Origin of the sequence: Steroidobacter agaridevorans, assembly GCF_009932555.1 — a bacterium.
Classification (GTDB): Bacteria; Pseudomonadota; Gammaproteobacteria; order Steroidobacterales; family Steroidobacteraceae; genus Steroidobacter; species Steroidobacter agaridevorans.
Genome location: NZ_BLJO01000004.1, coordinates 379,469 through 393,154, shown reverse-complemented (window position 1 = coordinate 393,154; position 13,686 = coordinate 379,469). Strand labels below are relative to the sequence as shown.

Here is a 13,686-nt window from a genome sequence, read left to right as displayed (position 1 = left end):
GTTCCGTGTCCAGGAACCATCAGGTCGCTGCCACATTCTTTGCACATGGCCAAACGAAGCAAATCCGCCACTGCGCTGCTGATCCTGGACATGATCTCGGAGTATCGCTACCTGCACGGCGAACGCATCGTGCGCAGCGCGCGCAAGGCCGCGCCGAACATTGCCCGGCTAAGAGAGCGTGCGCACGCGGCCGGAGCCCCTGTGATCTATGTCAATGACACGGCCGGCAAGTGGGAATCGGATCAGAAATCCTTCATCGATCGTTGCATGCAGCCCGAATCGCGCGGGCGGGAGATAGTCCAGCAGCTGGCGCCGACGCCGGAGGACTACTTCATGTTCAAGCCCATGCATTCCGCATTCTTCGGCACGCCGCTGCACACCCTGCTGCAGCGTCTGAAGATCGGCAAATTGATCGCGACCGGCATCACCAGCCATCAGTGTGTGTTGTTTACCGCCATGGATGCGCATGTCCGCGAGTTCGAACTGGTCATTCCTTCCGACTGCATCGGCGCTGGAGCCGCGGCGGACACCAAACATGCCCTGTACATCTTTTCTCACGCCTTGATGGCGAAAGTCACGAGCTCGCGGCAGCTGCGTTTCTAGCTCATGCGGTCGCGCTCTCGATGAACTCAGCGAGGTAAGGCGCTGTCCGGCTGCGCTTCGATTTCGCGATCTGTGCGGGCAGACCGGTCGCCACGATGGAACCCCCTTCATCGCCCGCGCCTGGGCCCATATCGATGACCCAATCGCCGCCCGCGACCACGCGCATGTCGTGCTCGACCACGACCACAGTGTTGCCCGCCTCGACCAGGCGCTCGAGCTGCACGACCAGGCGTTCTACGTCGGACGGGTGCAAGCCGGTGGTCGGCTCGTCCAATACATATAATGTGTCGCCTTTGGACAGGCGCTGCAGCTCGGTCGCCAGCTTGATGCGCTGAGCTTCGCCGCCGGACAGCTCGGTTGCCGCCTGCCCGAGCCGCAGATAGCCCAGCCCGACCTCGCGAAGCACCTCCAGCGAGCGATGAATGTGCGGCTCGTCGTTGAAGAACTGCCACGCCGCATCGACCGTCATCGCCAGCACGTCGGCGATGTTCTTGTCGCGATATCGAACCTCCAGCGTCTGCGCGTTGTAGCGAGCGCCATGACATGTCGGGCACGGCGCGTACACGCTCGGCAGGAACAGCAGCTCGACCATCACGAAGCCTTCGCCTTCGCACGTCTCGCAACGGCCTTTCGCGACGTTGAAAGAGAAGCGGCCAGCGTCGTAACGACGTGAGCGCGCCGTCTTGGTCGCAGCGAAAAGTTTCCTGACGTAGTCGAACAGTCCAGTGTAAGTCGCAAGGTTGGACCGCGGCGTACGGCCAATCGGCTTTTGATCCACGCGCACCAGCCGTTTGATCCGATTCATGCCGGCCGTGATCTTGCCACCCAGCGTGTGCACGACCGTCCGCTCCAGCTCGCTGCCTTCGTCTTCGTCGGGCCCGACAGCCTGGCCGAGATGCGTGGCAACCAGTTCAACCAACACCTGGCTCACCAGCGTCGACTTGCCCGAGCCCGACACCCCGGTGACGCTGGTCAACAAGCCCAGCGGGAACTGCGCATCGAGCTCCTGCAAGTTGTTTCGAGTCACACCGCTGAGTTTCAACCATTCGCGCGGCGCTCTCGGCTCGCGCGGCGGCAGCTTGAACTCGGAGAACAAGAAGCGACGCGTGTGCGATGCCTCGACCGACGCCAGACCTTTGGGTGGACCGCTGAACAAGATCTGTCCGCCGTGCTCCCCCGCGGCTGGGCCGACATCGACGATCCAATCGGCATGACGGATCACATCGAGCTCGTGCTCGACGACGAACAGCGAGTTGCCCGCCTGCTTCAGCTGATCCAGCGCCGCCAGTAGCGCTTTGGTATCCGCGGGATGCAGCCCTGCGGACGGCTCATCGAGTACATACACGACCCCGAACAGATTCGACCGCACTTGAGTGGCCAGCCTGAGCCGTTGCAACTCGCCGGGCGACAGTGTGGGCGTACTGCGCTCTAGCGACAGATAACCCAGCCCCAAATTGAGCATCACGGCGACGCGGGCTTCGAGATCCTGGACGATGCGTTGAGTGACTAACGCCTTTTCCGGATGCTCGGCTTCGAGCTTGCGCCAGCGGGGCGCCGTGCCCGACGCATACGGCTGCAGGAGCTTCGCAAGCTCCTTCAGCGGCAGGCCGGACATCTGCGCGATGTCGAGATCGGCAAACTTCACTGCCAGTGCTTCGAGCTTCAGCCGCTTGCCTTTGCACAGCGGACAGTCGGTGCTGACCAGATACTGCGAAACCCGCTTCTTCATCAGCGGGCTTTCCGTGTTCGCAAACGTGTGCAGAACGTAGCGTCGCGCGCCAGTGAACGTTCCCTGATAGCTCGGCTCTTCCTTGCGCTTCAACGCGCGACGCACCTCGTGCGGTTCATAACCTGCATACACCGGCACCGTCGGCTGCTCGTCCGTGAACAGCAGCCAGTCGCGATCTTTCTTGGCCAACTCGCGCCAGGGCTTGTCGATGTCGAAGCCCAGCGTGACCGCGATGTCTCGCAAGTTCTGCCCGTGCCATGCCGGCGGCCACGCGGCAATGGCTCGCTCGCGAATGCTGAGCGTAGGATCGGGGACCATCGATGCTTCGGTGGCATCGTAAATTCTGCCCAACCCATGACAGGTGGGACACGCACCTTGCGGCGTATTCGGCGAGAACGATTCGGCGTACAGGAGCGGCTGACCGCGCGGATAATCGCCGGCTCGCGAATACAGCATGCGAAGCAGGTTCGACAGCATCGTCACACTGCCCACCGACGAGCGCGTCGTCGGCGAGCCTCGCTGCTGTTGAAGCGCGACGGCCGGCGGCAAGCCGTCGATCTCATCGACCTGCGGCACGCCCATCTGATGAAACAAGCGCCGCGCATACGGCGACACCGACTCCAGATAACGCCGCTGCGCCTCGGCGTACAACGTGCCGAAGGCGAGCGAGGATTTTCCCGACCCCGACACGCCAGTGAACACCACCAGCGCATCGCGTGGAATCTCTACATCGACGTTCTTGAGATTGTGCTCTCGCGCGCCGCGGACACGGACCATCCCGTCCAGGCGTGAATCGGTCTTCTTCATTGTTGGATAACGACTGTGAGTGCGATTGGTTTCGCCAGGCGCGCCGTCCTACCCTCAGGCAAGCCCCAGTCACGAAACCCGCGTGCATTCTCTCATGAACCGCCAATGCGCCGCGCTGCTCGGGACGATGGCGTTGAGCATGGCTGCGCCCGCCTTCGCCGAGCACGACATCGAATTCGTCGCAGAGCATCTGCCCGAAGCCATGATGGACAACCGCTATGCCACGCTGCCGGTGTGGGATCTCGGCGTTCCTGCAGAAAGCACCGCGTATCAACTTCAGGGCGCCTATTCCTCCACGACCTCAGGAGATCTGAGCATCGCGGGGCCCATGTTCTCGCTATCGGCCAGCCGACGCTGGAGTGAAGCAAGTCGGCTGGGCGTCTTCGGCTTCTACGATCCCCTGCGTCTGCAAGCCGACTACGACAGCCGGCCATTACAAACCTTGTTCGCGCCGACTACGCCCATCGACCGGCCCGCTGACGCCGAGTTCACCAATCTCGATGGCACGGCGACCGATTTCGGCGCCGGCCTGTACTGGTCGCGACATCGGTCGGAAGGTTGGCTCGGCGAGCATAGCTGGGTCGCCGGCCTGCTCTGGCAACGAGTCGAGCTGCGGGACTATCGTTTCGACTATCTCATCGCGAGCGGTCCGCAGTCCGGACTGCAAGGCCAGATCGATTTCGATGCGCACTACGATCACTTCACGCCGTTTGTTGGCCTGCAAATGCCGCGCGCCCGAGGCGATTGGTCGTTCACTCCGCATGCATTGCTTGCCTATCCGGTGCCGCGGCGGGGATTCCAGGGACACATCTCCGGTCCAGGCTTCGATATTTCCGGAGACACCGCCGATGTCGGCAATGGCAAGCACTTCGGCGATCCGTCCGTCACGCTGGGCCTGACGATTACCTATCTGCCGGCCCATCTGTCGATCGATGCAGGCACGTTCTTCACGCAGGCGTACCTGGAGCAGAAGATTCATCGCGGCATCGACAGCAACTGGCTGCTGTCGATCTCATGGGCGCCATCGGTCAGGGAATAAAGCCAAAAGGGGACAGATTTATTTCCTGAAGAACATCAGGATCACCGAGATCAGCACGCTGACGATGATCATGGTGGTCAAGGGGAAGAACAACTTGAAGCCCGGCCGGTCGATCATGAAATCGCCGGGCAGGCGGCCGATGGGCAGCTTGGAGATCCACGGCCAGGCGAGGCCGACCAGGGCGATGACCAGGCCCAGCACGATCAGTGAGCGTTGCATGACGTTCTCCACGTCCTACTTTCGCCCCGAATCATAGGCGATTGCACGAGGCACGCGAAGTTGGACCTCGGTGCCGGCATTGCCGCTGCTCCAGATCTCGAGTCGGCCACGGATTTTTTGAGCGCGCTCGCGCATCCCGATCAAACCCCAACGCCCGTCCCGGCCGCCGGATTCGAGCACGTCGTCCGGAATGCCACGGCCGTCATCGCGGACATTGACGCGCAACTCGCGAGGCTCGTAGTGAACTTCGACTTCGATGGACTTCGCGTGCGCGTGACGCAAAGCGTTGAGCAGGGCCTCGCGACCGATCCAATACGCTTCGTCACGCACGATGGGATGCAGTCGACGCATTGTCCCGAACTCGACGATCTGCAGCTCGACCGTCGTGTTGCCGCCGGCGACTTCCTGCGCGGCTTGTTTGAATGCGTCGGCCAGATCGCCGTCAGCGGACTCTGACGAACGTAAATCGCGCACCCGATCGCGTCCATCGACCAGGACCTGGTCGGCTCGCTCGAGCGCGCTTTCCAGGAGTTGCCGCGCCGGTTCCTGCGGCGGAATGCGATCCACGACGGATTGGAACCGCAGGATCAAGCCTTGGAACCCTTGCAGCAGCGTGTCGTGCAACTCGCGCGCGATGCGCTCTCGTTCCGCCATTCGCTCGGCGAGTCGATCGTGCATACGCTTGGAAAACTGACGCATCCGCAGCTGATACAAGCCGGCGAGCACCAACAGCGCCGCGAGTATGGCCAGCACTCGGAACCAGTCCGTTTGATAGAACGCCGGCAGGATGGCGAACGCGAGCGACGCGCCCTCCTCGTTCCATACGCCGTCATTGTTCGAGCCGATGACTCGGAAACGATAGTCTCCGGGCCCGAGATTGGTGAACATGGCCTGCCGACGCGCGCCGACGTCGCGCCACCCGTCATCCAATCCTTCGAGTTGGTAGCGCGCATGCGCACGCTCTGGCATCGAAAGGCTGAGCACTGCGAAATCGATTTCGAGATTGCGCGTACCGACCGGCAGCTGAATCCCAGGCGTGAGCTGCTGCCTGGATCCTTGGATGCTCAAGGACGTGATCGCAATCGAGGGCACCTGCGGATTGCGAGCGATGTGTTGCGGATCGATCCAGACGACGCCATCGTCGGTAGCGAACCAGAGCCGGCCGTCATCGCCTTGAATCATCGTCGGCAGCGGTCGCAGCAGTGTCGGCCGGCCGACCAGCCCATCGAGATAGTCGAAGCGCTCGAAGCGCGCGGCGTGCTGCGGATCTTGAATTGCCCGGTCCAGCTCCGCCGCCTCGATGCGCAGGATGCCGCCCATCGTATGCAGCCAAAGATCTCCCTGATTCGTTTCAACGACACCGGAAACGCCCAGCAGCGCCTTTCGATCCGCGACGCTCACGGACTGCAAACGATCCGAATGCATCAGCTGCAGGCCCTTCTCGCCGGCAATCCAAAGGCCGCGCCGGCCTTCGAACAGCGCCAGCACGTCGCCGACCGACAACCCATCGTTCTGCGCATAGACGCGCACGCTTGACGCGTCGGCTCTCACCAGACTGTTGTTCGCATACGCGCTCCAGAGCCGATCTTGCGAATCGATCAAGAATGTCCGCGGCACACGGCGAGCTTCGATTCCCGAAGGGTTGGCGATATTCGCCCAGCGATTGTTCTCATATTTCCAGAGGCCGGGAGCACTCTGAATCGACGCCCACACGACGCCAGCCTGATCCGCCACCAGCGCCTGAACATCGTCCTCTATGCCATTTGGCAGCGCTGCGACCAGTTTCGGCGCACCGCTGACGACTCGCCAGATTCCTTTCGGACCGCCGAGCCACACTGAGCCTGACCGATCTCGATAGCTGGCAGTGACGCGCAGCTCGGGTCCATGCATGGAGACCTGCTCGCCATGCAGCTTCATCAACGGATGAGTCGTCGAGCCCGCCCAGACATCGCCGCGCTCGCCGGGCACCAGTGCAAAGTCGTGCGTGCCCGCCGGGAAAGGCGCTTTGACCAGAGCGGAGTAACGAAAGCGATCCAGCCCGCCGCTGGTGCCTACCCAGATATTGCCTTCGCGATCCTCGAGCACCGGCCAGGCATAGTCGGCGCTCAAGCCCTCCTTGCGAGTGAACGTTTCTAGCGGCGCGCCGGCTCGTGATTGACGATGCATGCCGCTGCCGAGACCGGAGATCCACAATGCACCGTCGCGGTCGAACAGAATTCCCGCCGATTGAACGTCGATCTTCGCAGCAGGCGCCGCCTTCTCGCCCGGCAGGCGCAATGGACGAGTCGAGCCGTCCGCTTCAGCCAGCCAGATTCTGCCATCGGGCGCTTGCGCGAAACGCCCCGCGAATCCGACGCGCTCGCCGCTATCCTGAAACGTCTGTGCACCGGGCCGCAGATAGAACACTCGATCCCTGATCGCGACCCACAGCGTACGGTCCCGATCGAGAAACATCGCGCGCCCTTCCTGCTCCGGCAGAGCGGGATCCGGCGCCATCTTCTGCCAACGCTGGCCGTCGAAGCGAGCCAGACCGTTCGAAGTGGCAAGCCACACGTTGCCCTGGACGTCGCTTTGCAGGCTCATGGCCGTGCCGAACGGCAGACCGTCGTTTTGATCGTAGTGCCGTGCGCGACCGTCCTTCAGGAAGCTGACGCCGTTGCGTTGATACCCGATCCACAGCCCGCCGTTCGCGGCATGCAACGACTGGATGGTGGTCGCGGGGACGATGTCATCGGCGATGGCTTCGAAGCGCACACCGTCGAAGCGATACAACGCATCGGGAGCGGCCAGCCACAGATAGCCGTCATCGGTCTGGGCCAGCGCGGAGATCTGACCGGGCGCGCCCTCGTTGACCTTCCAACTGGTGTGATGAAACTGCTGCAGCGAGCGACTGCGATCGAGCGCCCCAGCGGGAAAACCAAGCAGCAAGAGAATCAAGGTGCAGCCAATGCTGCGCCAGAGAGAAAACATCACACGACCCGATGAACATCCGCGCCGAAGCCGGCCGGCAGCATATCAGGACGCCCGGTCATTAAGCAGACAATTTGTGGACAACGCCCGGCGGCCGGGCCGGCGCGGAACAGTCCGGCTGAGCACAATCGTTCGCCATATGCAACTCGTGATGGGCCTCTCAGTTTGAAAGCGCTGCAAGCCCTCCGATGCGACTGTATGTAATGTCCCTCGGCATACTTCGCCCGCCCTCAGCAGCCGAGAGCGGGGTGCTCACGCCTGGGGCGCATCAAGGGAGAGTTTCTAAAATGCGTAAGCGAATGGCTTTGAACGGTTTGGCTCTGCTCGGCTTGCTCGCGAGCTCGAACGTTCTTGCCGAAATGCAGCCGGGCTTCTATGCGGGCGTGGGCGTCGGCACGGCGACGGTCGAGCTCGACACGGACTTCGACGGTTTCAAATTCGACGCGGACGACACGGCGTTCAAAGTGTTCGGCGGTTACAACTTCAACCAGTATTTCGCGCTTGAAGCCAGCTACTTGGACGGCGGCAATCCGGAAGAGACCGTCATCGCCCTGCCTGGCGCCAGGGGCACGCTCGATGTCGGCGTGACCGGCCTGATCGCCTCGGCGATCGGCCGCATACCGCTGGGCGAAATGTTCGCTGTGTACGGCAAGCTCGGTCTCGCTTCGTACGATGCCGAGATCACGGGCCGCGTGAACGGCGACGTGATCGATGACGGCGAGGCAGAGGTGAGCGACGACGATGTGGCTTACGGCCTCGGCGCCGCGCTCAACGTCGGCTCGCAGTTCGAGCTGCGCGCCGAATACGAAGCGATTTCCTTCTCGGATGGCGACTTCACCATGCTGTCGGTGAGCGGACTGTTCAAGTTCTGATTGCGATCGAGCGTCAGCTCGCGCCGGGCCATGGACGGCCCGGTCAGAACGTCAGCACGATCTTGCCCATGAAGCCGCCTGACGCCATCGCCTGCAACGCTTCCGAATACTGCTCGATGGGATAGACCCGATCGACCAGCGGGCGCAGGCGATGCCGCGCAATGAACTCATTCATTCGAACATAGTCGGCGCGCGATCCCACGAATATTCCCTCGGCCGTCGCCGATTTCTTCAGTATTCCCCAGGCAGGCAGCGAACCGTCATAGCCGGTGATGCCGCCAATGATGGCAAGAGTGCCGCCATCCGCGAGACTGTCCACCGATTGCGCAAGCGTGCTCTTCCCTACCACATCGAGCACGAGATCCGCGCCGCGGCCTTCAGTCACACGCAGAACACTTTTCGCCCACTCGGGTTCCTTGCGATAGTTGATCCCATCGCGTGCACCGAGCTTGAAGGCATGCGCCAGCTTTTCATCCGAGCTGCTGGTGACAATGACACGTGCACCCGCGGCCACTGCAAACTGGAGCGCGAAGGTCGAGACACCACCCGTTCCTTGAACCAGCACCACGTCGCCCTTCTGTGTATTGGCGCGACCGATGACTGCATTCCATGCTGTGAGCGCTGCCGTTGGTAGCGTCGAGGCTTCCTCGTAGCTGAAATCCTTTGCAATCGGCACGACCGCTCTTGCATCGAGCGCAATGTACTCAGCCGCGACCCCTTCGATGGTCCAGCCATGCACGTCGTCGAGGTATCGTTCCTGGAAAGGACCGTCGATCCAATGTCTGAAATACGTACTGGTGACGCGATCGCCCTGGCGAACACCTTTTACGGCGCGACCGACAGCAACGACTTCGCCCGCAGCATCGGAAACGGGCGTCTTCGCGGCCTCGTCGAATGCCTGTCGTTCCAGACGCGAAAGCTCGCCGCGATTCAGGCTGATCGCATGCACGCGCACCAACACCTGCTCATCGCCGACGGTCGGCAACGGAGCTTGCACCAACTTCCATTCATAGCGGTCGCCGGTCTTCTCGACGACGATCTTGCGGCCCGTGGCCGGTGGCTCGGATGAATGCGCAATGAGAGAAAGCGCAGCGCCGATAGCGATAGCCGCGACGCGAAGCAGGCCGGACATTGATGGCATCATAGATGCGCACTGTCACGCTCCGATTGGCCCTCAAGAAGAGCCACTTCTGCTCAACCTCGAGGATCCACTTCAGCGAATTATCGGGCGCCGAAGGCACGCGCCAGCCGGAGCAGCCCCTCGTCGATCTCCCGCTCGCCCAGACTGCTATAACCGAATACCAATCCGTTGCGACCCGCTCGACCGATCTGGAATCGGCGTAGAGAATAAACGCCCGTGCCCAGACGACTGGCGCGTTCGACGATTGTGTCGGCATCCACCGGCGATTGAGTGAACGCCGCCAGGTGCAAGCCCGCAGCCGATGGCACGGGAGTCAGATTCGCACGCAAGTGTTTCTCCAGCCCATCGAGCAGCGCCTCGCGCCGGCCGTTATAGATCTGCCGCATACGACGCACATGACGAGCGAGATGGCCTTCCCCGATGAAACTCGCCAATGTTTCTTGCAGCAGCGGCGAGCACTGTCCATCGGCGTAATGTTTTGCCGCCACTAGCGCCGGACGCGCCCATGACGGCGCGACCACGAACCCCAAGCGCAGGTCCGGAAACAAACTCTTGGAAAACGTGCCGACATAGAACACCGAGCCGGCCCGATCCAGCGTCTGCAAGGCATCGAGCGGGCGTGCGCCGAAACGAAACTCGGCGTCGTAGTCATCCTCGATGATCGCGGCGTTATTCGCACTCGCGAACGCAAGCAGCTCCGCTCGACGGCGCGGCGACATGACTGCGCCCGTCGGAAACTGATGCGACGGTGTCACGTAGATTACGCTGGCCGTGGCCGGCAGCTTCTCGACGATCAAGCCTTCCTCGTCGACCGGCACCGGAACGATCTTCGCGCCTGCCGCCACGAATGCCATGCGGGCTCGCTGGTAACCCGGATCTTCCATGGCGACGACATTGCGCTTTGGCGTGAGGAGGATTCGCGCGAGCAGATCGAATGCCTGTTGCGCGCCGCTCGTCACGACGATGTCGGCCGAATCGCAAGCGACAGCCCGTGCGAACGACACATGCTTGGCGATTGCTTCTCGCAGCGAGATTCGACCCGCCGATGTCTCGTCGACAGCCGACTGACGGGCAAAACTACGCAGCGACCTCGCGGACAGGCGACGCCAGGTCGCCATCGGAAATTTGGAAACATCGGGCAAGCCAAGTCGAAACTGATAACGCACCGTGCCGGGCGCCGGCGAACCTTCGAACAGCGCCGGCCGTTGCCAGAACTCACCCAGCTGACGCGCACGCTTCACGTCGGACTTCTGCTGATTGGCGAGGCGAGTCACACGAGGCACGACATCCGCAACGTAGGTGCCCGCACCATGCCGCGTCGTGATGTAACCTTCGCTCAGCAACAGGTCGTACGTCGCAATCGCTGTGTTCCGTGAGACGCCGTAGTTGCTGGCGAGTACGCGGGTTGCCGGCAAGCGCAGGCCCGGACGCAGACGGCCTTCGAGAATGGCCGTCTTCAACTGCCCATGCAGCGCACGCAAACGCTCACCCGAGTTGCGGGGCGGGATGCGGATCGGCAGCTCGAGAATTGGATCCATCGAAGTTCGCCTTTTTGGCTCTTTGAGGGAGCCGGTTTCGGGCGCATTCTGGGCGTTGTCAGCCACTCTGAACAAGCCATTTCCATGAACAAATTCGCAATCGGCGCCGCGCTGGCGATGACCCTGCTCGGCGCAACCTCTCAGGCCGCAGACCCAAAGCCCGCGGTCGTCAAACCGCTCCTGACCGAGCCTCTCTCGGGCGTTCCGGGCAAGGAGGTCACCGTCCTCACCGTCGAGTACTTGCCCGGTGGCGCGTCGGCGCCGCATCGACATGACGCCGATGTTTTCGTCTACGTGCTGGAAGGCGCGGTCGTGATGCAAGTGGATGGCAAGGAGCCGGTCACCGTGCGCAAAGGCGAAACGTTCCGCGAGAACCCCAAGGACATTCACCGTCAATCCATGAACGCGAGCAAGACCGAGCCGGCCAAGTTCGTCGTGTTCGTGGTCAAGGATCAAGGCAAGCCGGTGACGCGTCCGCTCGACGGCGGCTGAACGCGGCCCACCCAGCTGATCTAGATCAAGGCCCGAGATCGCGCGCCCGGATAGGGTAGCGCCATGAGCCAACGTCTGACGTGCGATCTCGACCTGCTCCGCCGCTACGACCAGCCCGGACCGCGCTACACGTCCTATCCGACGGCGCCGCAGTTCGGGCCGCATTTCAAGGAGGACATGCTTCGGGAGTACATCCGTCGCAGCAACGAAGAGCTGATTCCCCGCCGGCTGTCGTTATATGTGCACGTTCCCTATTGCTCGAGTCCGTGCCTGTACTGCGGCTGCAATCGCGTCATCACACGGGATCGCAGCGCCGGCACGCGCTACGTCGATCGGTTGATTCGGGAGATCTCGCTCGCCGGGCCATTGTTCGATCATGACCGTGAGGTGATCCAAGTGCACTTCGGCGGCGGCACGCCGAACTTTCTGCGCGCCGAAGAGCTGGGCGAAATCATGAGCAGCCTGGGCCGGCAGTTTCAGCTCAGCAACGCGCCGATTCGCGATTTCTCGATCGAGATCGATCCCCGCTTCATCGACACATCCGATGTCGCGGCCTACGCGCAGATGGGCCTGAACCGCGCCAGCCTGGGCGTGCAGGATTTCGATCCCATCGTGCAGCGGGCCGTCAATCGCATCCAAAGTGCGCAGCTCACCCGGACTGTCATCGACGCGTGTCGCCGCAATGGTTTTCGTTCTGTCAACGTCGATCTGATCTACGGCTTGCCTCATCAAACGCTCGATGGCTTCGGCCGCACACTCGACACCGTGCTCGAATCCCGGCCCGATCGGCTCGCGGTGTATGGCTACGCGCATATGCCTCACCTGTTCAAGCCGCAGCGGCGCATCGACGCCAGCGCCCTGCCGAATGCCAGCGAACGAATCGCACTCCTGTCCCTTGCCATCGGCAAGCTCACCGCGGCAGGCTATGTGTATATCGGCATGGATCATTTCGCTCTGCCCGATGACGACCTGACGCGCGCCTACGATGCCGGAACCTTACAGCGCAATTTCATGGGCTATACCACGCACGCCAACTGCGACCTGCTCGGCCTGGGCGTCAGCGCCATCAGTCACATCGGCGACAGCTTCAGTCAGAATCCCAGAGATCTGCCCTCGTGGGAAAAGGCGGTCGAGTCGGATCATCTGCCCGTATGGCGCGGCCGTCATTTAGATCTGGACGATCAGGTGCGCGCCGACGTGATCCAGCAGTTGATGTGCCGGGGCGCGATCGACATTGCGGCCGTGGAACGGCGCTACGATATCGACTTTCACCGTTACTTCGCCGACGCCCTGGCGCACGCGCAGCCGCTGGCGAAGGATGGACTGGTGACATTGGAACGACTGCGCATTTCTGCGACGTCGCGCGGGCGTTTGCTCTTGCGTATCATCGCGATGTGCTTCGATCGATACCTCAATCATCGGCTCCCGGGCGGAGCGACTTACTCCAGCGCAGTCTGACCTGCCGTCTCTCGACGGCAGCGAGCGTGCTGCCATGAGCGACGCAAACCGCCGCCCTACCCCCGGCATCGCCGACGACGGCGACGAATTCCATTTCTGCAGCACCTGCGCATTTTCGGCAGCCTGCCTGGAGAGCGGCTACGACAAGAGCCTGCTGCGGGATCTGCACGTGCTGGTCGAGCACATCGGCCCCTTCCACGAAGGCGAGCACATTTTTCGTGAAGGCGATCCATTCACGGCGATCGCCGCCGTGCGCTCCGGCACCGTCAAAACATATGTGACGGACCATGAAGGGCGCGAGCACGTACAAGGCTTCTTCCTGCCCGGCGAGGTCATCGGGCTCAACGCCATCTCGCAGGCCCGCTACCCGAGCAACGCCGTCGCGCTCGACTCGGTCATGCTCTGTCGCTTCTCCTTTCCAAACATCGCCGCGCTCGCAACGCGCATGCCCGGCTTGCAGCAGCAGCTGTTCAAGCTGCTGAGCCTGGACATCGGCAAGGCTGCGCTGCTGTCCGGAAACTTTTCTGCCGATGAGCGGATGGCGGCATTCTTGATCACCTTGTCGCGGCGTTATGCCGCGCGCGGCTTTTCGCCCAACCGGTTCTTGCTGACCATGACGCGGACCGATATCGCCAACTATCTGCGCCTGGCGTCGGAGACGGTCAGCCGCGTGTTCCGGCGCTTCCAGGACGACGGCATGATCCAGGTCGAACGGCGCGAGATCGAGCTGAAAGACCGCAAGCGCCTGGAAAAGCTGGCCGAAGACGTGCTCCGGAGCACCTGACCCGCACCTGACCTAGATCAGGGCGACTCCCCCG

General features: G+C 62.4%; 11 protein-coding genes. 6 read left to right on the top strand and 5 right to left on the bottom strand.

Going from position 1 to position 13,686, the window contains the following annotated elements; translation table 11 throughout:
• The first annotated feature begins 45 nt into the window (after nt 1-45).
• Nucleotides 46-603 (top strand): cysteine hydrolase family protein, encoded by a 558-nt coding sequence (locus tag GYH35_RS16330; protein ID WP_161810984.1) that lies wholly within the window; start codon nt 46-48, stop codon nt 601-603.
• Between the two features lies 1 nt (nt 604).
• Here the strand turns inward: GYH35_RS16330 and uvrA are convergent, their stop codons facing one another.
• The gene (gene uvrA, locus GYH35_RS16325; protein WP_161810983.1) at nt 605-3,139 is read right to left on the bottom strand and encodes an excinuclease ABC subunit UvrA; all 2,535 of its coding nucleotides are present in this window, start codon (nt 3,137-3,139) and stop codon (nt 605-607) included.
• 94 nt (nt 3,140-3,233) lie between these two features.
• On the opposite strand from uvrA, the gene GYH35_RS16320 reads away from it, so the two are divergent.
• Nucleotides 3,234-4,178, top strand: a complete 945-nt coding sequence (locus GYH35_RS16320; protein WP_161810982.1) for a TonB-dependent receptor — start codon at nt 3,234-3,236, stop codon at nt 4,176-4,178.
• Nucleotides 4,179-4,196: 18 nt separating this feature from the next.
• Here GYH35_RS16320 and GYH35_RS16315 read toward each other — a convergent pair whose 3' ends face one another.
• Together GYH35_RS16315 and GYH35_RS16310 are read right to left on the bottom strand one after the other, a co-directional pair.
• A complete protein-coding gene (locus tag GYH35_RS16315; RefSeq protein WP_161810981.1) occupies nt 4,197-4,397 on the bottom strand; it encodes a DUF2905 domain-containing protein in 201 nt (66 codons plus the stop codon).
• Between the two features lie 15 nt (nt 4,398-4,412).
• Nucleotides 4,413-7,367: a sensor histidine kinase gene (locus GYH35_RS16310; protein ID WP_161810980.1), complete on the bottom strand. Its 2,955-nt coding sequence runs from the start codon at nt 7,365-7,367 to the stop codon at nt 4,413-4,415.
• Nucleotides 7,368-7,654: 287 nt separating this feature from the next.
• Here GYH35_RS16310 and GYH35_RS16305 point away from each other — a divergent pair, with 287 nt between their 5' ends.
• Nucleotides 7,655-8,239 (top strand): porin family protein, encoded by a 585-nt coding sequence (locus tag GYH35_RS16305; RefSeq protein WP_161810979.1) that lies wholly within the window; start codon nt 7,655-7,657, stop codon nt 8,237-8,239.
• Between the two features lie 43 nt (nt 8,240-8,282).
• On the opposite strand, the gene GYH35_RS16300 is transcribed toward GYH35_RS16305, so the two are convergent.
• Together GYH35_RS16300 and pdxR are read right to left on the bottom strand one after the other, a co-directional pair.
• On the bottom strand, nt 8,283-9,371 hold the full coding sequence (locus GYH35_RS16300; protein ID WP_161828981.1) for a zinc-dependent alcohol dehydrogenase family protein: 1,089 nt from the start codon (nt 9,369-9,371) through the stop codon (nt 8,283-8,285).
• 89 nt (nt 9,372-9,460) lie between these two features.
• Entirely contained in the window at nt 9,461-10,918 is a 1,458-nt protein-coding gene (gene pdxR, locus GYH35_RS16295) for a MocR-like pyridoxine biosynthesis transcription factor PdxR (RefSeq protein WP_161828980.1), read from the bottom strand.
• Between the two features lie 84 nt (nt 10,919-11,002).
• Here pdxR and GYH35_RS16290 point away from each other — a divergent pair, with 84 nt between their 5' ends.
• The 3 genes from GYH35_RS16290 (at nt 11,003) to GYH35_RS16280 (ending at nt 13,652) form a co-directional block, all read left to right on the top strand.
• Entirely contained in the window at nt 11,003-11,410 is a 408-nt protein-coding gene (locus GYH35_RS16290) for a cupin domain-containing protein (protein ID WP_161810976.1), read from the top strand.
• Between the two features lie 63 nt (nt 11,411-11,473).
• Nucleotides 11,474-12,868, top strand: a complete 1,395-nt coding sequence (gene hemN, locus GYH35_RS16285; RefSeq protein ID WP_161828979.1) for an oxygen-independent coproporphyrinogen III oxidase — start codon at nt 11,474-11,476, stop codon at nt 12,866-12,868.
• 34 nt (nt 12,869-12,902) lie between these two features.
• Nucleotides 12,903-13,652, top strand: coding sequence for a helix-turn-helix domain-containing protein (locus GYH35_RS16280; protein WP_161810970.1), 750 nt, complete (start codon nt 12,903-12,905; stop codon nt 13,650-13,652).
• Nucleotides 13,653-13,686 lie beyond the last annotated feature (34 nt).